General features: G+C 45.6%; 1 protein-coding gene. It reads left to right on the forward strand.

Translation table 11 applies throughout. The annotated features are described in order from the left end of the window. The first annotated feature begins 352 nt into the window (after positions 1-352). Positions 353-1,132: a CLCA_X family protein gene (locus ACRCZA_RS15150; RefSeq protein ID WP_438675225.1), complete on the forward strand. Its 780-nt coding sequence runs from the start codon at positions 353-355 to the stop codon at positions 1,130-1,132. Positions 1,133-1,350 lie beyond the last annotated feature (218 nt).

Raw genomic sequence — 1,350 nt, forward strand, 5'->3', positions numbered from 1 at the left:
AGACATTTTAGCGATAGGACTGATGGCTTCAATCATTCCCTCCTATTGCCAGAATGCCCAGCTCATCAAGATGTTGGCGTTATTAAATGCACAGATACTACTCTGTTAGATTAATGGTCAGTGACTTTGAATAAGGACAGGTCAAGTGTAAGTGTAAATTCATTTAACAAAGCTTTATGTATTTTTGAATGAGTATTCATTTAGTTGCATAGGTGCAAGCAATTGCTTGGGTTTATATTTATGTGAATATTGGAGTATATATCCTGATGTCGTTTGGGTTAGGCTATAAATGCATTCTGCTTTCACTTAAAATGGCCCTTATGCATCACTTAACCGGCGATTTAAACGGATTGTGCTAATCCATCAACAGTATCACCGTCATGGCCCCGATTATCGCTTCGGGGAACAAATGACTTTTCTCGATGTGAAACAAACCTTTGGTTTTAGTCATGTGCGCGTAGGGCGCTGGGTCACGCGGGAAGAGTCCTTAATTGCCGCTAATTTAGTATTTGATTCGCTGGCAGATCTCGCTTTTATCCTTCATTTACCACCCTTGACTTTAGGCTTAAGACAATCCTTAAGTCTTGCCTTTGGTCATGGCGGACAAAAGGGCGTGCAGGCCCATTATGCGCCCGCCGCAAGAGAGCTGGCATTGGCAAAAAATGCCGGCGCTGGCGCCTTGGCCCATGAGTTTTGGCATGCGTTTGATCATTATATTGCGCCGAAGGCGTTTCAACAGGTAACGGGGCGGTTTAACTGCGCTAGCGATATGTGGCTTGCCGATCTGCCGAGCATTGATCATCCTCTTAATCGGCGTTTGCTGGAGATCTTTAGGGTCACTTTGCTCAGCGAAGATAATTTTGAGCCTAGTGATTATGTTCGCCGCGCAATTGCCTTGGATAAACGTTATGGCACACAGTATTTTGCTAAACCCACCGAAATGATGGCGCGGGCCTTTGAGGCGGCTATTGAATCCTATCAAGGGATCAAAAATCCCTATTTGGTCTCTGGTACGCGCCATTCAACATTGGCAAATGAAGGCGCATATCCCGACGAGCAGCACGGACAACGCATATTTAAGGCGCTGATTGCCTACTTTGAGCCGCTAGGTACCGCGTTAGGGAAAACGTAATAAAGTGACTGTTCAGCGCTCGATCGCCGTATCGATGTTACGGTGAAAAGCTACTCGAGCTTGCCGCCACCGCACGCCGATTGCCTGCGGCAGTTAGCGTATGTAAAGTAAAGTCCTTATTTGTCTATGCCATCATTTCATTCAGTGTCGGTATTTCGGTTGACGCCCTTTGATACAGCCTTAACAAGAAAAACCGTTTATCGCCTGTCCAACTTATT

Source organism: Shewanella sp., from assembly GCF_051658185.1.
GTDB lineage: Bacteria > Pseudomonadota > Gammaproteobacteria > Enterobacterales > Shewanellaceae > Shewanella.